At 63.8% G+C, this 19,519-nt stretch carries 20 protein-coding genes and 1 other annotated feature; of the genes, 7 read left to right on the top strand and 13 right to left on the bottom strand.

Annotation, left to right across the window (positions count from 1 at the left end):
- Nucleotides 1–13: 13 nt before the first annotated feature.
- Nucleotides 14–775: a hypothetical protein gene (locus tag NE584_RS09045; RefSeq protein ID WP_050624636.1), complete on the top strand. Its 762-nt coding sequence runs from the start codon at nucleotides 14–16 to the stop codon at nucleotides 773–775.
- A gap of 8 nt (nucleotides 776–783) precedes the next feature.
- Here the strand turns inward: NE584_RS09045 and NE584_RS09040 are convergent, their stop codons facing one another.
- Genes NE584_RS09040 through NE584_RS09030 form a run of 3 tightly spaced genes read right to left on the bottom strand, consistent with a single transcriptional unit; the run spans nucleotide 784 to nucleotide 2,020 of the window.
- Nucleotides 784–1,257 carry a hypothetical protein gene (locus tag NE584_RS09040; RefSeq protein ID WP_050624635.1) on the bottom strand — a complete coding sequence of 158 codons (474 nt, stop codon included), beginning with the start codon at nucleotides 1,255–1,257 and terminating at the stop codon, nucleotides 784–786.
- Nucleotides 1,250–1,702 carry a hypothetical protein gene (locus NE584_RS09035; RefSeq protein WP_256182660.1) on the bottom strand — a complete coding sequence of 151 codons (453 nt, stop codon included), beginning with the start codon at nucleotides 1,700–1,702 and terminating at the stop codon, nucleotides 1,250–1,252. Before NE584_RS09035 ends, NE584_RS09040 begins: the two co-directional genes overlap by 8 nt.
- Nucleotides 1,703–1,738: 36 nt before the next feature.
- Nucleotides 1,739–2,020 carry a hypothetical protein gene (locus NE584_RS09030; RefSeq protein ID WP_050624633.1) on the bottom strand — a complete coding sequence of 94 codons (282 nt, stop codon included), beginning with the start codon at nucleotides 2,018–2,020 and terminating at the stop codon, nucleotides 1,739–1,741.
- 65 nt (nucleotides 2,021–2,085) lie between these two features.
- On the opposite strand from NE584_RS09030, the gene NE584_RS09025 reads away from it, so the two are divergent.
- Nucleotides 2,086–2,544: a metallophosphoesterase gene (locus NE584_RS09025; RefSeq protein ID WP_077138761.1), complete on the top strand. Its 459-nt coding sequence runs from the start codon at nucleotides 2,086–2,088 to the stop codon at nucleotides 2,542–2,544.
- 68 nt (nucleotides 2,545–2,612) lie between these two features.
- Here the strand turns inward: NE584_RS09025 and NE584_RS09020 are convergent, their stop codons facing one another.
- From NE584_RS09020 to NE584_RS08990, 7 genes are all read right to left on the bottom strand, one after another.
- Nucleotides 2,613–3,191, bottom strand: a complete 579-nt coding sequence (locus NE584_RS09020; RefSeq protein WP_337541999.1) for a hydrolase — start codon at nucleotides 3,189–3,191, stop codon at nucleotides 2,613–2,615.
- A gap of 117 nt (nucleotides 3,192–3,308) precedes the next feature.
- Complete coding sequence (locus NE584_RS09015; protein WP_050624631.1) at nucleotides 3,309–4,145, bottom strand: DegV family protein; 837 nt, start codon at nucleotides 4,143–4,145, stop codon at nucleotides 3,309–3,311.
- Between the two features lie 417 nt (nucleotides 4,146–4,562).
- Nucleotides 4,563–5,327, bottom strand: a complete 765-nt coding sequence (gene trmD, locus NE584_RS09010) for a tRNA (guanosine(37)-N1)-methyltransferase TrmD (RefSeq protein ID WP_050624629.1) — start codon at nucleotides 5,325–5,327, stop codon at nucleotides 4,563–4,565.
- 166 nt (nucleotides 5,328–5,493) lie between these two features.
- A complete protein-coding gene (locus tag NE584_RS09005) occupies nucleotides 5,494–5,757 on the bottom strand; it encodes a spore coat protein (protein WP_050624628.1) in 264 nt (87 codons plus the stop codon).
- A 12-nt stretch (nucleotides 5,758–5,769) separates the two neighbouring features.
- On the bottom strand, nucleotides 5,770–5,955 hold the full coding sequence (locus NE584_RS09000) for a hypothetical protein (RefSeq protein WP_050624627.1): 186 nt from the start codon (nucleotides 5,953–5,955) through the stop codon (nucleotides 5,770–5,772).
- Nucleotides 5,956–5,975: 20 nt separating this feature from the next.
- On the bottom strand, nucleotides 5,976–6,557 hold the full coding sequence (locus tag NE584_RS08995; protein WP_256182659.1) for a hypothetical protein: 582 nt from the start codon (nucleotides 6,555–6,557) through the stop codon (nucleotides 5,976–5,978).
- A gap of 105 nt (nucleotides 6,558–6,662) precedes the next feature.
- Nucleotides 6,663–7,292, bottom strand: coding sequence for a hypothetical protein (locus tag NE584_RS08990; protein ID WP_133248315.1), 630 nt, complete (start codon nucleotides 7,290–7,292; stop codon nucleotides 6,663–6,665).
- Between the two features lie 164 nt (nucleotides 7,293–7,456).
- Nucleotides 7,457–7,697: a binding site (T-box leader), on the top strand.
- Nucleotides 7,698–7,755: 58 nt separating this feature from the next.
- Here NE584_RS08990 and leuA point away from each other — a divergent pair.
- Nucleotides 7,756–9,447 (top strand): 2-isopropylmalate synthase, encoded by a 1,692-nt coding sequence (gene leuA, locus NE584_RS08985; protein WP_050624624.1) that lies wholly within the window; start codon nucleotides 7,756–7,758, stop codon nucleotides 9,445–9,447.
- A gap of 333 nt (nucleotides 9,448–9,780) precedes the next feature.
- Entirely contained in the window at nucleotides 9,781–12,165 is a 2,385-nt protein-coding gene (locus NE584_RS08980) for a phosphoketolase (protein ID WP_202973721.1), read from the top strand.
- A gap of 165 nt (nucleotides 12,166–12,330) precedes the next feature.
- Here NE584_RS08980 and NE584_RS08975 read toward each other — a convergent pair whose 3' ends face one another.
- Both NE584_RS08975 and NE584_RS08970 read right to left on the bottom strand, forming a co-directional pair.
- A complete protein-coding gene (locus NE584_RS08975) occupies nucleotides 12,331–13,185 on the bottom strand; it encodes a MurR/RpiR family transcriptional regulator (protein ID WP_050624622.1) in 855 nt (284 codons plus the stop codon).
- A gap of 40 nt (nucleotides 13,186–13,225) precedes the next feature.
- A complete protein-coding gene (locus NE584_RS08970) occupies nucleotides 13,226–14,434 on the bottom strand; it encodes an AGE family epimerase/isomerase (protein WP_050624621.1) in 1,209 nt (402 codons plus the stop codon).
- Nucleotides 14,435–14,746: 312 nt separating this feature from the next.
- On the opposite strand from NE584_RS08970, the gene NE584_RS08965 reads away from it, so the two are divergent.
- From NE584_RS08965 to nagB, 3 genes are read left to right on the top strand one after another with little or no spacing between them, the layout of a single operon-like run.
- A complete protein-coding gene (locus tag NE584_RS08965) occupies nucleotides 14,747–16,126 on the top strand; it encodes an ROK family protein (RefSeq protein ID WP_256182658.1) in 1,380 nt (459 codons plus the stop codon).
- A gap of 6 nt (nucleotides 16,127–16,132) precedes the next feature.
- Nucleotides 16,133–17,248: an N-acetylglucosamine-6-phosphate deacetylase gene (gene nagA, locus NE584_RS08960; protein ID WP_256182657.1), complete on the top strand. Its 1,116-nt coding sequence runs from the start codon at nucleotides 16,133–16,135 to the stop codon at nucleotides 17,246–17,248.
- Nucleotides 17,249–17,269: 21 nt separating this feature from the next.
- Complete coding sequence (gene nagB / locus NE584_RS08955) at nucleotides 17,270–17,995, top strand: glucosamine-6-phosphate deaminase (protein ID WP_050624618.1); 726 nt, start codon at nucleotides 17,270–17,272, stop codon at nucleotides 17,993–17,995.
- Nucleotides 17,996–18,082: 87 nt separating this feature from the next.
- Here the strand turns inward: nagB and NE584_RS08950 are convergent, their stop codons facing one another.
- Nucleotides 18,083–19,255, bottom strand: coding sequence for an NADP-dependent malic enzyme (locus NE584_RS08950; protein ID WP_050624617.1), 1,173 nt, complete (start codon nucleotides 19,253–19,255; stop codon nucleotides 18,083–18,085).
- Between the last annotated feature and the right edge of the window lie 264 nt (nucleotides 19,256–19,519).

Raw genomic sequence — 19,519 nt, 5'->3', positions numbered from 1 at the left:
AAAGGAGCCGGCCATGGACCAAAAAAACCGCCTGATCATCGCCATCGCCGTCACCCTTCTCATCGTGGCGGCCATGTTCACCAGCTTCGGCCGCAGCCTCTTCTCTATGCGCACCGAACATATCCAGCTCCCTGAGCCCGGCGCCTCCTCCAGCAGCCAGGAGGGGGGAGGCTCCTCTCAGTCCGCCGAGCTGTTCCAGCGGGTGGAGGTGACCCCCCAGACCGTCCAGAGCGTCATCCGCACCCTGGAGCGCTCCACCAGCTATTACTGGGAGCTGACGGTAGAGACCTTCTGGACCGGGGGCTCCAGTGCCACCTCCGTCCAGACTTGGGTGGACGGAGGCTGGTCCCATACCCGTCAGGTCCTCCCCTCCGGTCTGATCCGCCACGACCTCATCAGCGAGGACACCGTCTACTACTGGTATGAGGGGTCCTCCGACTACCTCACCGCCCCGGCGGAGGGCGGCTCCGCCGATCTGGCCCAGCACATCCCCACCTATGAGACCGTGCTGGACGCGGACCCGGAGCAGATCACCGGCACCGGCTACGACGACTCCAGGGGGGGCATCCCCTGCATCTATGTGGAGGTATCCGCCCCCGGCGGGGAGCGGGTGGACCGCTACTGGATCAGCGTGGAGAGCGGGCTGCTCATCTCCTCTGAGACTCTGGAGGGGGAGGAGCTGCTCTACCGCATGACCGCCTATTCTCCCATCCAGTCCTGCCCCTCCGGCACCACCTTTCAGCTGCCGGACGGAACGGTGCTCCACAGCATTTGAGGAGGAGCTCACCCCCCTTGCTTCTCCTCCTTCCTGTCATCCGCCAGCCCCAGCAGGAGCAGCAGCCCCAGGGTGATGACCAGGTCCATGTTGTCCCCCTCCACCAGCAGGAGCAGGATGATCAGGATCAGCAGGATATCCCCGCTGTCCAGCTCCTCCAGCCGGAGGACTTTCAGGATGCCGTTGATCCCCCCCTTGTCCCCGCCGAACAGGGCGTTCAGCGGGCTCTTCTCCCCTGAGAGCAGGTCCCCCAGGCCGCCAAAGCCCATGGGACCCGGGGCAGGCCGGCGGCCTCCTCCTCCGGGCGCGCCCCGGGCTGCCCCGGGTGGAGGTCCTGCGGAGCCCCGGGGCCCGTTCTCCCCCGGCTCCCCCCGCTCCGGCCCGGGCGGATGGGGTGCCGGACGCCGGGCCCCCTCCTCCGGGCCGTCCTGCTCCACCACCCGGGTATAAGTACCATTCTGGGGGATATAGCGGTTATACATCGCCCCGCCCCCCTTCTCCCATGCCGCGGAAGAGGACCCGGATCACCCGGGCCAGCCGGGAGATCTGCACCGCCCGGTCCAGCTTGGCCAGGCGGCTCTCCTTCAGGAAGGGGCGCAGGGCGTTGAGCAGGGCCACCGTTCGGTCGTCCTCCCCCTGATACTCCCGCAGCAGCCGCATCCCCATCTGGATCATGCCGGGGTCGATCTCCCCCAGGGCGGCCAGCGGCTCCTCTCCCCCCGTCAGGGCCGGCGGAGCGCTCCCCGCCGAAGCGGGCGCCTCCGCCTCCCTGGCGCCGGTCTGCTCCGCCCCCTGGGCGGCCTCCCCCGCCGGGGAGGCCTGCGGCCGGGGAGCGCCGCCGCCCAGGGACTGGGCCAGCGCCATGATCTGCCCCATGGCGGACGGGTCATTGAGGATCGCGTTCAGCTTGTCTTCCATCTCCCCCACAGGGCAGCCCCTCCTTTCCCCCTCCTGTGCGGGGACTCAGTCGGTCAGGCCCGACTGCCTGGCCTGGCGGCTGATGCGCTCCACCAGCTCGCCTCCCTCCGGGGTGTTCATCAGCCGCTGCATCATTCCCACCAGCTGGCTGGTGTCCCCTTTCACGGCGGCCTCCGCCGCCCCCTGGATACCGCCCCCCTGCCGCAGCAGCTCCATCAGCCGCTGGGCATCGCCGGATCTGGCCAGACGGTTGAGGGCCTCCTTATTTTTGACCAGATCGGCGGGCAGGCTCTCCTGCCCCTTTTTGCCGCTTCTTTCCTGATTCATACCGGATCTCCCTTCCAAGAGGATTTCATTCCAGTATATGCGCCAGACGAGGTAAGGTGACTCTTTTGAAAATTCTTGTGTTTTCCGACTCCCACCGCTACACCGGCGGCATGATCCAGGCCATCGAGGAGCAGCAGCCCGACCTGGTGGTCCACCTGGGCGACCTCCAGCGGGACGCCGAGGAGCTGGCCCTCCTCTACCCCAAGCTGTCCATGGTCACCGTGCCCGGCAACTGCGACGGCTGGACCACAGATCCTCTGGAGCGCCAGTTCATGGTGTGCGGCAAGCGCGTCCTCCTCTCCCACGGGCACATCTGGCATGTGAAGCAGGGGTATGACGCCGCCCTCCGGGCGGCCCGGAACGCCGGGGCCCACCTTCTGCTCTTCGGCCACACCCACCGCCCCTGCTGCTTCCAGGAGCCGGACGGCCTCTGGGTCCTCAATCCAGGCAGCGCCCGCAGCACCTTCGGCCTCGTCCTCCCAGAGGGGGAGGCTCTCTCCTGTTCCCTGCTGGACATGCCCTGATGGGCGCCTCTGTACAAAAAACACCCCCGGGACCTGTTCACGGTCCCGGGGGTGTTTTTTTATATGTCTCAGCCCTGGGCAGCGGCCTCCTCAATGGCGGCCTCCTCCGCCCGCATGGCTGCCAGAGTGCGGTCCAGCAGCTGGTCCAGCTCCCAGCCCAGCAGCTCCGCCCCCTGGGCGATCACGTCCCGGGAGCAGCCTGCGGCGAATTTCTTGTCCTTGAATTTCTTCTTCAGGGACTTGAGCTCCATGTCGGACACGCTTTTGGAGGGGCGCATCAGGGCGGCCGCCCCGATCAGCCCGGTGAGCTCGTCCACCGCGAAGAGGACCTTCTCCATCTCCTGCTCCGGCTTGATGTCCACACAGTGGCCCCAGCCGTGGCTGGCGGTGGCCCGGACGATCTCCTCCTCCACCCCGGCCTGCCGCATCAGCTCCTGGGACTTTTTGCAGTGCTCCTCCGGCCAGCGCTCAAAATCCAGGTCGTGGAGCAGACCCACGATCCCCCAGAACTCCTCCCGGTCCCCATAGCCCAGCTCCCGGGCGAACCAGCGCATCACGTGCTCCACTGTAACGGCGTGGCGCAGGTGGAACTCCTCCTGGTTATACTGGGTCAGCAGGTCCCAGGCCTGCTCTCTTGTCATGGACATCTCTGAAACACTCCTTTTTTCACTTCTGAGCTCCTTCTGTGCTCCTGGGGACGAAGCTCCCCCGGGCCTCCCCCGCCGGGGACGGGCATACAGACGGAGCGGGGCTTTTTGACTGTTTTAATAGGCCACGACCACGCCGCCGTCGTTGGCGTAGACGGTGGTAATCCCGCCGGCCTCCAGGATCAGGACCTGCTGGAACTGGCATTTGGCCTCGATCTGCTCCTTCAGGGCGAAAGCCCGCTCCAGGCAGTTGCAGTGGCACACCGCCGCCACCCGCCCCTGATGATCCGGGTCCGCCGCCATCCGGTCCACCAGCTTGCCCAGAGCCTGCTTCATGGTCAGGGCCTGGCCCAGCTTGCAGATCTCCCCCTGAGGGGTGGCCCCCATCAGCAGCTTGATCCGCAGCGCCCCGGTGACCACCGCCTGCAGCTTGGTCAGCCGTCCGTTCTTCCGCAGATTCTCCAGGGACTCCAGCACGAAAAGGGTCTGCATCTGGCAGATATACTGCTCCACTTCCCGGACCACCTTCTTGAAGGGCATCCCGGAGGACGCCAGCTCCCGGATCTTCAGCGCCGTCAGCACCTCTCCAGAGGAAGCGGAGCAGGAGTTGAACACGTGGACGTTGCGCTCCGGTTCCTCCTCTTCCAGCAGGACCCGGGCCTGGACCGCGCTGTTGTGGGAGCCGCTGAGCAGGGCGGACAGGGTGACCACATAGATGTCATCCGCGCCGCACTGGTAGGCGTCCAGATAGCTCTGGGGGGCGGGGCAGGCGGTGGAGGGGGCGTCCTCGCTCTGCTTCATGGCCCACAGCAGGTCGCTCCGGTCCAGGGAGGCGTCGTCCACGAAGGAGCTGTTCTCCACCCGAATGGTCAGAGGCACCTTCACAAAGCAGGGGTCCTTCAACATGGTCCCGGTCAGGTCGCAGCAGCTGTCCACAATGATCTTGAAACTCATACTTTTCATCCCCGAACATGATATTAGATATTAGATTTACGATACTATACCACAGTTCCGCCCAAATGTAAAGTAAAACCGCGGCGCCTCCCGTGTGCAGGATCGCCCCGGAGGGCGCAGTCCCCCGCCGCTTACCGAGGCGGACCTCTGTAACCGCCCAACCCCTCCCCTTTAGGGAGAAATGCTGCGGCGTGGGCTGTCCCCCTCTCGGCCCCGCCCCCCCAAAGCCTTCCCCCCTCCGGGGGAAAGGTGTCACGGCGCACGCCGCGACGGATGAGGGGTCTTCCTTTCCCCGTCCCGCTTTTTCGAGAAGGGCGGGACAAGCCCCGCCCCTACATGGGCCGGAAGGGATCAGCGCCTCCACAGAAAACCGGGGCCTGGGGCAGTGTACTGCTCCAGATCCCCCCGCGGCCCGGGTCAGTCCTCCGGGAACAGCTCCGGCTCCTCGGCGCGCAGCTCCTTCAGGATCTTCTGGTCCGCCTTGGAGGACAGATCCAGCCGCTCATAGAGGTCGGGGCGGCGGCGGCGGGTACGCAGGATGGACTGCTTCCGCCGCCACTGGTCCACCTTGGCGTGGTTGCCTGACAGGAGGATGGGGGGCACCGCTCTCTCGTGCCACACCTCCGGCCGGGAATACTGGGGCGCCTCCAGTGCACCGTTCCAGTGGCTCTCGTTCTCATAGCACTCCGGGTCGGACAGCACCCCGGGCACCAGCCGGCACACCGCGTCCGCCACCGCCATGGCCGGGATCTCCCCGCCGGTGAGCACAAAGTCCCCCAGGGAGATCTCCTCGTCCACGCACTCCTCCACGAACCGCTCGTCGATCCCCTCGTAGTGCCCGCAGACCAGGATCAGCCGCTGGTAGCTGTCCTTCAGCCGCCGGGCATCCCCCTGGCGGAAGGTCCTGCCTGCGGGAGATAAGTAAATGGTATGGACCCGCTCCCCCGCCTCCTCACAGATGTGCTTCCAGCACTGGTAGAGGGGGTCGGCCTGCATCACCGCCCCCCGGCCGCCGCCGTAGGGGTAGTCGTCTACCTGCCGCTGCTTATTCAATGTGTAGTCCCGGATCTGGTGGCACTCGATGCGGATGTAGCCCCGCTCCTGCCCCCGGCCCAGGATGGATTCGCACAGCATGTCCCCCACCACGTCGGGGAACAGGGTCATGATATCGATACGGTACATAGTCAGTCTCTTTCCTCACTTGGCGTTTTATCCCCTTGATTATACGCAATCTCCCCCTGTTTTTCAATGGATGCCGGCCTTTTTCCCCAACTCTTTTTCCCGCCCCGGAAAAAGGGCCCGCGCCGGGCCTCCGCACTTGGGGCCCGGCGCGGGCTGCGCTCCGGTCTTACTGCTGTCCTGTGGGCTTCTGGTTGGAGAACTTGGTGTAAGCCTGGCTGATCTTGTCCGCCTGGGCCTGCTCGGGCTGGTACCAGCCCTTGGACTGGGCCAGCTGGAACAGCTCGGTCTGGGTGTGGTGCCCCTGGTTGAACAGGCCGAGGAAGGCGTCCCGCAGGGGGATGTTGACGCACTCCGAGGCGTAGGTGTCATAGTTGGAGGTCATCTTCTTCTCACTGCACAGAAAATCTGTCATACGTTCCTGATCGTTCATTCGTTCTCCTCCTCAGCGCAGCTGATCCAGCAGGGTGTTGTAGTTCTGAAGGTGTTGGCTGGCGCAGTTCTGGAACATGGTCTTCAGCTCCTGGTCGGTGCTCTCCTGGACCGCGGCCAGATACTTGCAGTGGAGCACCCGCTCAAAGTCCAGCTGGTCATTGAGGGCCTGGAGCTCCTTGGTGGTCAAAATGGGCATACGAATTCCTCCTTCAGCCGTCATCGGCTCTGATCTACGGCCTTAGGTTTCCCGCCTTTTCCAAAATTATACGGCATTTTAGGGGTCCCCTGCCGATCAAACAGAAAGATCACATATTCCCTTCCCCGGATCTGGCCCACCGTCCCGAAGCAGAAGAGGGGGACCAGCGGGAACTGCCCGCCGCCGCGGAAGGAGGCGGCCAGCCGCACCTCCTCCCTGCCCCGCTGCACCAGCAGGGGCCCCCAGCTCCGGGCCGCCTGCACCAGCACTGGGTCGGACACCAGCTTCCAGGGCTCCTCCTCCCAGTACCACTCTCCGGCGCTCTCCTCTGTAAAAGGATAGGCCATCACAGCCCTCCCTCCCGCCACCGGCCAGCAGCCCGCATCCTCCAGAGTACGGCGGCTCAGGGTCCGGCTCAGCACCAGCTCTCCCCCCTCCGGCACCAGCGTTCCCAGCAGCAGCCGTCCCTTTCCGCCGCCCCGCAGCCACACCTTATAGAGCCCCTGGCCGTCGTTCTGGCGGCGCGCCTCGGTGTGCACCCTGGGGCCGTCCTCCCGCAGGGAGAGGGTCCCGCCTCCCTCCAGCATGATCTTTTCCACCACGGCCTGTCCCTCCCTCTCCCCATCTCGCTCCACTTTATGCACCCCGGGGGCGTGGATATGCCGCTGTGGGAAAGGCGCCGGCCGCATGCCCGCGGCCGGCGCCTTTCATCCCGCCTGCTCCTGAAGGGTGAGGGCGATCTCCTCCCGTTCCTCCCCATAACAGATCTCCATGCTGTACTGCTGACGGAAGGGGAGCAGGAGCCCCTCGGTATAGCTCCCGTCCGGCGTGTTGGCCAGCCGGCACCAGACCTCTCCGCCCGCCGCATACCCAGACAGATAAAGCGTCCCGCCGTCAGAGACGGAGTAGCGGAACTGCTCTGCTTCCGTTCCGTTATGGGTCACCAGCAGCTCCGTCAGATAGATCTGCTCCGCCTCCTCCAGCGCCATGGCCTCCTCCGTCGCCTTCAGAGCCAGGGCGTTGTACTCCTCACTGCGCTCCGGGAAATCCGCCCCGCTCTGAGCCATGGTCTCTGCTGAGGCCCACTTTCCCTGTATGAGCACGGACCGTTCCGCCTCGCTGGCCTGTCTGACGTTCAGGACCACAGAAAAATGCGGACCTGCTCCGGCATAGGAATAGGGTGCCCGCCCCAGGTCCTCCTGGCTTGGGACATAGCCCTCCACGGGATAGGTGCCCGTAAAATCCTCATAGGATATCGGGCTCCCGAGCTGCCTCCCGCATCCTGTCCCGACGACGCACAGCAGGAGCGCCATCATCCACGCACCGATCCGTCTCATCCCTTTCCCGCCTCCTTGTCCCCTCAATTGTACCACAAGCCGAATCAATATCCCATTTATGTTTTTCCCGCTCCATTAAGATTTTTTAATTTGTCCCCGCCTTTTTCAGGTCTGTCTCATTTTTCTCTTGACAAAGCCGGCCTCCTCCGCTAAAATAACATTCAACAAATGCAGTGACGGGAAAAAAGACAGGGTCAGCCCCCTTCAGAGAGCCGGTGGTTGGTGGGAACCGGCGTGCGGCCCCCTGTGGATACTGGTCCCCGAGCAGCTTGTCCGAATCTGTGAGTAGGATGAGACGTATGGCCCCGTTACCGGCCTCAGCCTTGTTCGAGGCTTATGAGGGCCGCTTTCGGGTAACCGGCGGCCGAACCAGGGTGGTACCGCGTCATTTCCGACGCCCCTGACTTGAAAAAGTCGGGGGCGTCGTTTTTGTCCCCCGCAGAATGTAAAGGAGGCACCCCATATGAAACCCGGATATCAAAAGTACATCCCCTTCCAGCCCCAGCCCATCCAGGGCCGCACCTGGCCGGACCGCGTCATCACCCAGGCCCCCGTCTGGTGTTCTGTGGACCTGCGGGACGGCAACCAGGCTCTGGTGGACCCCATGAACCTGGAGGAGAAGCTGGAATATTTTCACACCCTGGTGGACATCGGCGTCAAGGAGATCGAGATCGGCTTTCCCTCCGCCAGTGAGACCGAGTATGAGATCTGCCGCGAGCTGATCGAGGGGGGCCACATCCCTGACGATGTGACCATCCAGGTGCTGGTCCAGGCCCGGGAGCACCTGATCCGCAAGACCTTCGAGGCCATCCAGGGCGCCAAAAACGTCATCCTCCACTTCTACAACTCCACCTCCACCCTCCAGCGCAAGGTGGTCTTCCACATGGACACCGATGAGATCACCAAGATCGCCACCGATGCCGCCGACCTGATCTACGAGATGTCCCAGCCCCTGATCCAGTCGGGTATGAACCTCCGGTTCGAGTACTCCCCCGAGTCCTTCATGGGTACGGAGATGGACTATGCCGTGGAGGTCTGCCAGGCGGTGCTGGAGCACCTCCACGCCGCCCCGGAGCGTAAGGTCATCCTCAACCTGCCCACCACGGTGGAGAACTGCATGCCCAACCAGTTTGCCGACATGCTGGAGTATTTCATCCGCAGGCTCCCCTCCCGGGACTGCGCCATCATCTCCCTCCACCCCCATAATGACCGGGGCACCGGCGTAGCCACCACCGAGATGGGACTGCTGGCCGGGGCGGAGCGGGTGGAGGCCACCCTCTTCGGCAACGGTGAGCGCACCGGCAACGTGGATATGATCACCCTGGCTCTGAATATGTACACCCAGGGCGTGGACCCCAGGCTGGACTTTTCCAATATCAACAAGATCCGGGAGATGTACGAGCGCTGCACCAAGATGAAGGTGGGCGAGCGGCAGCCCTATGCCGGCGAGCTGGTCTTCACCGCCTTCTCCGGCAGCCACCAGGACGCCATCAACAAGGGCACCCAGTATATGAAGGAGTCCAACTCCGACTTCTGGGAGATCCCCTACCTGCCCATCGACCCCGCCGACGTGGGCCGGCAGTATGAACCCATCATCCGCATCAACAGCCAGTCGGGCAAGGGCGGTTCCGCCTATGTGATGGAGCACAACTTCGGCTTCGACCTGCCCAAGCTGATGCACCCCGAGTTCGGCGCCGTCGTCCAGAAGGAGACCGACCGGGTGGGCACCGAGATCGCCCCCGAGCGCATCTACGAGCTGTTCAAGGAGGAGTACCTGAACATTGACGCCCCCTACCGGATGCTCAAGCACGCCTTTACCGAGAGCATCGACGCCGAGGGGCACTCCCATGTCACCTTCTGGGGCACCATCCAGCACACGGACACGATCTTCCAGGTCTCCGGCGAGGGCAATGGCCCCATCGACGCCTTCTTCAACGCCATCAAGGACGAGAAGATGTCCCACTTCACCTTCCTGGATTACAAGTCCCACGCCATCACCGACGGCTCCGACTCCCAGGGCGTGGCCTACATCCTGCTCCAGGACCAGCGGGACGGCAGGAAGTACTGGGGCGTGGGCGTCTCCCATAACATTAACCTGGCCCCCCTGCGCGGCATCCTCTCTGCCATCAACCGCTCCAAGCGGAGCGCTCAGTAGCCTGAGCAGTGCTTTCCCCCGGCGCACATGCCGCCGCGGAAAACAGATCACAACTTGATTTGCGCCTGCGGGCGCGAACTCTGCGAGGCTCTTCCATAAGCTCCGGCCCGGCGGCCCTCTGGATATTCCAGCGGGCCGTCGGGCCATTTGTTTACTTTAACTCATTTCATAAATTTTATTCACCGTTTTTTAACATATTATTTTTTCTTTTCTTATTGACTTTTTCAATGTTTAGAATATACTAATCCTTGTAAATAGCTTGAAGAAGGAGGCTATCTTATGTCTAATCAGACCAATGCAAAGGAAAAAGCGGCCGCCAAAGCGCCCGCCCGCATGTCCAAGAAGGATCCCCTCACCAAAAGCCAGCTGGAGCTCATCAACGCCTGGTGGCGGGCATCCAACTATCTGGCCGCCTGCCAGCTCTACCTGCTGGACAACCCCCTGCTGCGGGAGCCCCTGAAGCCCGAGCACCTGAAGCGCACCATCGTGGGCCACTGGGGGACCTGCCCTGGTCAGAACTTCATCTACACCCACCTGAACCGGGTCATCAACAAGTATGACCTGGACATGATCTACCTCTCCGGCCCCGGCCACGGCGGTAACGCCATGGTGGCCCAGGACTACCTGGACGGCTCCTATACGGAGATCTACCCCAACATCAGCCGGGACGCCGAGGGCATGAAGAAGCTGTTCAAGCAGTTCTCCTTCCCCGGCGGCATCGCCAGCCACGTGGCCCCCGAGACCCCCGGCTCCATCAATGAGGGCGGCGAGCTGGGCTACTCCCTGTCCCACGCCTTTGGCGCGGTCATGGATAACCCCGACCTGATCGCCGCCTGCGTGGTGGGCGACGGCGAGGCGGAAACCGGCCCCCTGGCCACCGCCTGGCATTCCAACAAGTTCCTCAATCCCAAGACGGACGGCGCGGTGCTGCCCATCCTCCACCTCAACGGCTTTAAGATCGCCAACCCCACCGTCTTCTCCCGCATCTCCCACGAAGAGGCGGAGATGTTCTTCAAGGGCTGCGGCTGGGAGCCCCGCTTCGTGGAGGGGGACGACCCCATGGTCATGCACCAGAAGATGGCCGCCGCCCTGGACTGGGCCGTCCGGGAGATCCAGCGCATCCAGGAGTACGCCCGCTCCACCGGCGACGTCACCCGGCCCCGCTGGCCCATGATCGTCCTGCGCTCCCCCAAGGGCTGGACCGGCCCCAAGGAGGTGGACGGCAAGCCGCTGGAGGGCTGCTGGCGCGCCCATCAGGTGCCCATCGCCGTCCACGACGGCGCCCCCGGCCGCGTCCAGGAGCTGGAGCAGTGGCTGAAGAGCTACCGCCCCGAGGAGCTGTTCGATGAGAACGGCACTCTGATCCCTGAGCTCCAGGCCCTGGCCCCCAAGGGGAACCGCCGCATGGGCGCCAACCCCCACGCCAACGGCGGCCTGCTCCTCCGGGACCTGCGCACCCCCGACTTCCGGGACTACGCGGTGGATGTTCCCCAGCCCGGCGCGGTGGAGGCCCAGGACATGACCGTTATGGGCACCTATGTCCGGGACGTGATGGAGCTGAATATGGAGTCCCGGAACTTCCGGGTCTTCGGCCCCGACGAGACCGCCTCCAACCGCCTCTCCCCCGTCTTTGAGGTCACCGGCCGCCGCTGGGAGGACCCCATCGACGAGCACCTGGACGAGAACCTGGACCGGGACGGCCGGGTCATGGACTCCATGCTCTCCGAGCACCTGTGCCAGGGCTGGCTGGAGGGCTATCTGCTCACCGGCCGCCACGGCTTCTTCAACAGCTACGAGGCCTTCATCCGCATCGTGGACTCCATGGTAGCCCAGCACGCCAAGTGGCTGAAGGTGTGCAACCAGCTGCCCTGGCGGCAGAAGATCGCCTCCCTGAACTACGTCCTCTCCTCCAACGTGTGGCAGCAGGACCACAACGGCTTCACTCACCAGGACCCCGGCTTCCTGGATCACGTGGCCAACAAGAAGGCGGACGTGGTGCGCCTCTACCTGCCCCCGGACGCCAACTGCCTGCTCAGCTGCTTCGACCACTGCATCAAGAGCCGCAACTACGTCAACGTCATGGTCGCCTCCAAGCACCCCCGTCCCCAGTGGCTGACCATGGAGCAGGCCGTCAAGCACTGCACCCAGGGCATCGGCATCTGGCAGTGGGCTTCCAATGACCAGGGCTGTGAGCCCGACGTGGTCATGGCCTGCTGCGGCGACACCCCCACTCTGGAGACCCTGGCTGCTGTCACCATCCTGCGCCACTACCTGCCCGACCTGAAGATCCGGGTGGTCAACGTGGTGGACCTGATGAAGCTCCAGCCCCACACCGAGCACCCCCACGGCCTCACTGACGAGGACTATGACGCCCTCTTCACCAAGGACAAGCCCATCATCTTCGCCTTCCACGGCTATCCCACCCTGGTGCATGAGCTGACCTACCGCCGCCGCAACAAGAATCTGCACGTCCGCGGCTACAAGGAGGAGGGCACCATCACCACTCCCTTCGACATGCGGGTGCAGAACGACATCGACCGCTTCGACCTGGTCATCGACACCGTCAAGCGTCTGCCCCAGCTGGGCAACACTGCCTCCTATCTCATTCAGGAGATGCAGGATAAGCTGGTGGAGCACCGCCAGTATATCACCACCTACGGCCAGGACCTGCCCGAGGTCCGGGACTGGAAGTGGAACGACGGCAAGGGGAACTATTGATCCCTCCCCCATCGCAGTCCATCCGTGCAATGCGGAACAGGGACAGGGGGCGGTATGCATCGCATACCGCCCCCTGTCCTTTTGTTATAAGACAGAAAGAGCCGTCCCACTGGTCTCAGGGGGACGGCTCTTATCTATTCTGAATTCTGATCGATCTGGCCCCGGTCACAGGTGTTTTCTCGCCACGGCCTCAGCGATCTGCTCCCTGCTCTGCTCTGTCTCCTCAGGGGCCCGCATGCAGAACTCCTGGAACAGCACGTCCAGCACAAAGAGCTGGGCCATCCGGGCATTGACGGAGCCGGCCTGGAGCGGCCCCTCGTCGGCGCCGCACTGGAGCACCACATCCGCCAGCTGGCCCCCCGGCGATTTGGGGAAACGGGACACCAGCACCACCTTCACCTGCCGCTGCCGGGCCACCTCCAGCAGGTCCTGGAAGTCCCGGGTGGAGCCGGAGTAAGAGAAGAACAGGACCAGTTCGTCCGGGTCCATCAGCGCAAGGGTATTCATCTGAAGGTGGGAGTCGGGCACAAACAGGAATTTGGGGGACACGGTGGAAAAGAGGGTCCAGGCCTCCTCTGAGAGCACCATGGAGCTGCCCTGTCCCATGCACACCACCCGGCGGGATCGCCGGAGCAGGTCCACGGCCCGGGACACCTGTCTGGGGTCCAGCAGCTGGATGGTCTGCTCCAGCACCGCCACATTCTCTCCCAGCAGCTTTTTGCACATGGCGTGAAAGCCGCTGCTCTCTTGGAGGATGGCCGCGTCCGCCCGGTGGCTGTCCCGGGTCATCGATGCCTTGGCCAGCTCCAGCTTGAAGGCGTTGTATCCAGTCAGCCCCAGCCTCCGGCAGAAGCGGGAGATGGTGGCGTCAGCCACGGTGCACTCCTCCGCCAGCTCGGAGATGGACATGTACTGGACATCGATCCGGTGCCTCAGCACATAGTCGGCCACCTTCTTTTCCGAGTTGGTCAGCTGAAAATACTGGCTGCTAATGGTCTCAAATATGTTATGCGCCGTCATGCTCTCTCCTTCCTCTTCTCCCCCGGCCGTCCTCCGGCCCTCAGTTCTGCTCCAGGATCTGCCCGATCAGCTGATCCGCCATGATCAGGCTGCGGGGCACGTGGAAGGGCCCTTTGAAGGTGCAGCCCTTGCAGGCGGGCTCGGTGGGCTTGCCGTCCCGGCGGAGATAGCCGTACCACTCGCCGTACTCCGGGTCCGCGAAATAGGTCTTGCAGTAGTCCACGGTCTTGTAGAACCAGTCCAGATACTTCTCGTCCCCGCTGTCCCGGTACATCATCAGACTGGCGATCAGGATCTCGTTGTGGGGCCACCACAGCTTCATGTCGTGCTCATAGGCCTCCGGCGGGAATCCCATGCAGTCCACGAAGTAGAGCAGGCCGCCGTACTCCTTGTCCCAGCCCCGCTCGATGGCCATATCAAAGACCTCCATGGCCTTCGCCCGCAGCTCCGGGTCGTCCTCGTACTTGGCCTCCTCCATCAGGAACCAGCTGCACTCGATGTCGTGGCCCGGATTGACGAAGCGGCCGGCGGAGATGTCGGACCAGAACTCGCCGTTCATGCCCACGGTCTCCAGGGTGCACTTCAGCTCCGGCTTGTGGTGATAGCGGAAGATGGTCTCCACGCACTGCTTGGCCCGGGCGTCATAGACCTCCCGGTGCTCCGGGTCGCAGCGGCGCATCACTGATGTGATGTTCAGATAGATCATGGGGTCGGCCAGGGCGCGGCCGCTCCGGGTCTCCGGGATGGTCTTGGGGCCCATGCCGGCGGGGTCCTTGATGAGGCCGTTGTTCAGCTGATAGATCAGCTCATAGGCCCGGCGGGCCCGCTCCAGGCACTCCCTGTCCCCCGTGACCGCGTAATACTCCGCGTTGGCCAGGGCGTAGAAGCCCTCGGAGAAGCAGTAGCGGCGCTGGCGCAGCGGCTTGCCGTCGCCGGTGACGGTGAAGTACATCCGGCCGTCCGCCTCCCGGTTGATGCAGTGCTTCTCCATGAAGTCCAGACAGCTCTTGCTGGCCTCCAGCCACTCCGGCCGGGTGCCGTAGACGGTGCACAGATAGGCGTAGGTCCAGCCGCACCGCCCCTGCATCCACACGCTCTTGTCCGTGGAGAACAGGCGCCCTGTCCGGTCGATACAGGTGTAGACGCCGCCGTGCTCCTTGTCCATGCCGTATTTCAGCCAAAATTCGGCACTGGACGCCAGTTCCTTCCTGACCCACTCCCTGGTCTCCTGCAATCTCTTTCTGTCCATAAATTTCAACCCCTTATGACGGCAAAAGCCGCTGTTTTTTGGATTTTTCCACAACGATCCAAATCTGTAACTCCATCATAGCACTCCAGGAAAGTTTTTTCAATGAAATAATTTGTGAAAAATTTTTCCCGCATTTTAGGTGACAATCCACTCCCTGCATGATACAATTATACAAGAGCGTTGGAATATCTCCCCCCTCGATTGGGCGTCTTGCTCCAAACCGCGCTTCCGGCTTCTCATTATATCCCCGAACGACGGGAATCGCAACAGCCAGAAAGAAGGACTTCCAAAAATTTTAGGAGGCGATTTGTCGTGAATCAGTACGGTATCCAATTTGAGGTCAAAAACAAGCCCAGCCTGGACCCGGAGTTCATGCCCATCCTGAAGTTCAACCGCGCGTTTCTTGAGACGGCGAAGAAGCCGGTCTCCATTGCCCTGGAGCGCTCCGGCGGCCAGGTGGCAGTGTGTGACACCTTCATCCACGGCACCCCGGAGATGCGCCAGGCCGACCAATACTACATCGACCGCCTGGTCAAGTCCATGCTGTGGATGAAGGGCGGCTTCAAGGTGTATGTCAGCGGGGACGAGGACATTTACAACTATCTGAAAAAGACCTTCGCCCCCGGCGGCGCCCGTTCCTTTGACTCCGACTTTATGGCCGGCGTGTATGAGCGCCCCTCCGAGGTGGTCTTCTGCGACAAGGTCCCCCAGGAGGCGGGCGCCTCCCAGGCTGTCGGCCGCCATCTGGCGGGCTGCCGGGTGGGCTTCGACGCCGGCGGCAGCGACCGCAAGGTGTCCGCTGTCATCGACGGCGAGCCCGTCTACTCCGAGGAAGTGGTCTGGTTCCCCAAGATCACTGAGGACCCCGACTATCACTATGACGGCATCGTCTCCGCTTTCAAGTCCGCCGCCGAGAAGATGCCCCGGGTGGATGCGGTGGGCGTCTCCTCCGCCGGCATCTACATCGACAACCGGACTATGGTAGCCTCCCTGTTCCTGAAGGTGCCCAAAGACAAGTTCAACGAGAAGGTAAAGGACATCTATATCCGGGCCGCCCGGGACGTGTTCGGCCCCGACATCCCCCTGGTGGTGTGCAACGACGGCGACGTTTCTGCCCTGGCGGGCGCCATGGGCCTGGGCGAGAACAACGTACTGGGTATCGCCATGGGCACCAGCGAGGCTGTGGGCTATGTGGACGAGAAGGGCAACATCACCGGCTGGCTCAACGAGCTGGCTTTCATGCCGGTGGACGTGAACCCCGACGCCATGGAGGATGAGTGGTCCGGCGACATCGGCTGCGGCGTGAAGTACTTCTCCCAGGACGGCGTCATCAAGCTGGCTCCCCGGGCGGGCATCAACCTGTCCGAGTCCCTCTCCCCCGCGGAGAAGCTGAAGGAGGTCCAGAAGCTGATGGATCAGGACGGCAACAACGCCGCCGAGATCTACCGCTCCATCGGCACCTATCTGGGCCACGCCCTGGCCTACTACTACGACCTGTATCACTGCAGGCACGTGCTGCTCCTGGGCCGGGTCATGTCCGGCAAGGGCGGCGACCTGGTTCTGGAGGAGGCCAAGCGGGTGCTGGCCGACGAGTATCCTGAGTGCTCCGGCAAGCTCTTCCCCGCCCTGCCCGACGAGAAATCCCGCCGCGTGGGCCAGTCTGTGGCCGCCGCCAGCCTGCCGGAGGTGTAAGCGCCCATGATCATCGGCAACGCCAAGCTGTTCCTGGACGGCGCCTTCCAGGAGGGCTCCCTCACCTTCGAAAACGGCGTCATCACCGCTGTGGGCCCCGCCCAGGGTCCCTGTGACCTGGACGCCGGGGGAAAGTATCTGGTCCCCGGCTTCCTCGATGTTCACACCCACGGGGCCATGAACGAGGACTTCTCCGACGGGCGGCCCGAAGGACTGCCCATCATGTCCCGCCACTACGCCGCCCACGGCGTCACCTCCTTTCTGGCCACCACCATGACCCTGAAGGAGGAGACCCTCACCCCCGCCATGCACGCCATCCGGGACTTCCGCCGCCCGGCGGACGGCGCCAAGTGCGCCGGCATCCACCTGGAGGGTCCCTTCCTGTGCTACGCCAAGCGGGGCGCCCAGGCGGCGGAGAACCTGCACGAGCCGGACGCTTCCATGTTCCACCGCCTCAATGAGGCCAGCGGCGGCATGGTCCGCCTGATCACCGTGGCGCCGGAGGAGGAGGGGGCCATCCCCTTTATCCGGGAGGTCTCCCAGACCTGCACCGTCTCCCTCGGCCACACCACTGCCGGCTATGAGACCGCCATGGCGGCCTATGGTGCGGGGGCCAGCCACGCCACCCACCTCTTCAACGCCATGCCCTCCTTCCTCCACCGGGAGCCCGGGGTCATCGGCGCGGCCCTGGACAGCGGCGCCACGGTGGAGCTGATCTGTGACGGCCTGCATATCCATCCCGCCGTCATCCGGGCCACCCAAAAGCTGTTTGGAGACAAGCTGGTCATCATCAGCGACTCCCTGCGCTGCGCCGGCATGCCCGACGGCGAGTATGAGCTGGGCGGGCAGCCCATCGAGATGAAGGGCGGCAAGGCCACCCTGCGCGGGACCGACACCCTGGCCGGCTCCTCCTCCAACCTGCTCTCCGAGCTGCAAAACGTGGTGGCATTCGGCCTGCCTCTGGAGGACGCCGTCACCGCCCTCACCCTTGCTCCCGCCAGGGCCGTCCGGCTGGACCACCAGATCGGCTCCTTGGCCGTGGGCAAGCAGGCCGACCTGGTGCTGCTCAACCCAGACCTCACCCTGGACTCCGTCTATGTGGACGGGGAAAAGGTCCGCTGAATTTAGAAGGAGGAATCCCCCATGAAGATCATTTCCGCAAAGGACTATCAGGCGCTCAGCCGCGCCGCCGCCAATATCATCTCTGCCCAGGTCATCCTCAAGCCCAGCTGTGTCCTGGGCCTGGCCACCGGCTCCAGTCCGGTGGGCACCTATCAGCAGCTCATCGAGTGGTACAAGAAGGGTGACCTGGACTTCTCCCAGGTCCGCACCGTCAACCTGGACGAGTATGTGGGGCTGGACAAGGACCACGACCAGAGCTACGCCTACTTCATGCGCACCAACCTGTTCGACCACATCAACGTGGACCCCGCCAACACCAATATCCCGGACGGCATGGCCCCCGACGAGGCGGAGGAGTGCGCCCGCTACGACAAGGTCATCCGTGACCTGGGCGGCATCGACCTGCAGCTGCTGGGCCTGGGCGTCAACGGCCACATCGGCTTCAACGAGCCCGCCGACGCCTTCTCCACCGGCACCCATCAGGTCACCCTCACCGAGAGCACCCGGGACGCCAACAAGCGCTTCTTCGCCAGCATCGACGAGGTGCCCACCCACGCCCGCACCATGGGCACCCGGGAGATCCTTCAGGCCCGCCGGGTGCTGATGGTGGCCTCCGGCGCCAACAAGGCCCAGGCCATCAAGGACGCTTTCTTCGGCCCCGTCACTCCCCAGGTCCCTGCCTCCATCCTTCAGTACCACCCCGACTTCACCCTGGTGGCTGATGAGGCGGCCCTCTCCCTCCTGTAAGGAGCCGGACATATTTTTAAACCCAGCAGGGCCGCGGAACTGTTGTTCCGCGGCCCTGCTTCCATCTCTTTTCTGTCTGCGCTCCCCTCACAGTCGGGCCACGCCGGTCTCCCGGGCCGCCTGGGCCACCGCCTGGGCCACTGCGGGCACCACACGGGGGTCAAAGGGCTTGGGGATGATATTCTCCTCCGACAGCTCCTCCTCCCCGATCAGGCCGGCCAGGGCCCGGGCAGCGGCCATCTTCATCTCCTCGTTGATGTCGCTGGCCCGCACATCCAGCGCGCCCCGGAACACCCCGGGGAAGGCCAGCACGTTGTTGATCTGGTTGGGATAGTCGCTCCGGCCGGTGGCCACCACCCGGGCTCCCCCCGCCTTGGCCTCCTCTGGGAAGATCTCCGGCGTGGGGTTGGCACAGGCAAAGACGACGGCGTCCTTCGCCATGGTGCCCACCATCTCCGGGGTCACCACCTTGGGGGCGGAGACGCCGATGAACACATCTGCCCCCACCATCATCTCCGCCAGGGTGCCGGTGCGGCGCTCCAGGTTGGTCACCTCGGCAATGGCGGCCTGTGCCTCGTTGAGCTGAGGATCTCCTTTACACACCGCGCCAAACTTATCGCACAGGGTGATGTGCCGGAACCCGGCGGACAGCAGCAGCTTGGTGATGGAGATGGCCGCCGAGCCCGCGCCGGAGAACACCACCTTCACGTCCTCCTTCTTCTTCCCCACCACCCGCAGGGCGTTGGTGAGGCCGGCCAGGGCGATGATGGCCGTGCCGTGCTGGTCGTCGTGGAACACCGGGATATCGCACATCTCCTTCAGCCGGCGCTCGATCTCAAAGCAGCGGGGGGCGGAGATGTCCTCCAGGTTGATGCCGCCGAAGGAGCCGGAGATGTTGTACACCGTCTGGACGAACTCGTCCACATCCTTGGTCCTGACACACAGGGGGAACGCGTCGATGCCGCCGAAGGTCTTGAACAGGACGCACTTGCCCTCCATCACCGGCATCCCGGCCTCGGGACCGATGTCCCCCAGGCCCAGCACGGCGGTGCCGTCGGTGATGACCGCCACCAGGTTGTGCCGCCGGGTGAGCTCGTAGCTCTGGCTGGGGTCCTTCTGGATCTCCAGGCAGGGCTGGGCCACCCCGGGGGTGTAGGCCACCGACAGCTCCTCCTTGTTCCCCGCGGGCACCGTGGCCACCACCTCGATCTTTCCCTTCCACTCCCGATGCAGCCGGAGGGCCTCTTTCGCGTAATCCATAACTCCATTCCTTTCCATGTATCATCTCGGTCCCGCGCGCGGGACTTCCTTCCATACCGCTATTATACCGGATCGGACAAAAATCGCAACCGCTTTCTCCTCCCCTCTCCCACATTTCTTTCTCCCGGTGCCGGGGGCCTTTTGGTGCATCTCTCCCCGCCCCACGGGAAAGATATCCGGTGCGGGAGGCGCCCCTCCCCGCCTACGCCGGCCCAAACAGGTCCCCGTGCGCGAAAAGACGAAAAAAATCACGTTTTTGCTTTT

Source organism: Clostridium sp. DFI.5.61 (genome assembly GCF_024462915.1).
GTDB lineage: Bacteria > Bacillota > Clostridia > Oscillospirales > Oscillospiraceae > Lawsonibacter > Lawsonibacter asaccharolyticus.
The sequence above is the reverse complement of the archived record's forward strand: the minus strand, read 5'-3'. Positions and strand labels throughout refer to the sequence as shown.